This window comes from Sedimentibacter sp. B4 (genome assembly GCF_000309315.1).
GTDB lineage: Bacteria > Bacillota > Clostridia > Tissierellales > Sedimentibacteraceae > Sedimentibacter > Sedimentibacter saalensis.
Genome location: NZ_CANG01000048.1, coordinates 1 through 207, shown reverse-complemented (window position 1 = coordinate 207; position 207 = coordinate 1). Strand labels below are relative to the sequence as shown.

General features: G+C 69.6%; 1 protein-coding gene. It reads left to right on the top strand.

Annotated elements, in window-relative coordinates; genetic code table 11:
• Position 1: 1 nt before the first annotated feature.
• Positions 2-207 (top strand): helix-turn-helix domain-containing protein (locus BN358_RS28580; RefSeq protein ID WP_368730807.1); only part of this gene is annotated, 206 nt, incomplete at its 3' end.

Sequence of the window (207 nt, the reverse complement as noted above, 5' to 3'; positions counted from 1 at the left end):
GGTGCGCGGTCGGTTGTTGGCTGTGCTGGAGGCCGGGGGTTCGCCGTTGACGGCGACCGAATTGGGGGCAGGGGTCGGCTTGCACGTGACGACTGTGCGGTTTCACCTCGAGCACCTCGAGCAGGCGGGCCTCGTCGCCCGGGACTCAGGTGGCGATCGCAGCCGTGGTCGTCCGAAGGTCCGCTATCGGTCGTCGCGCAGCGACCA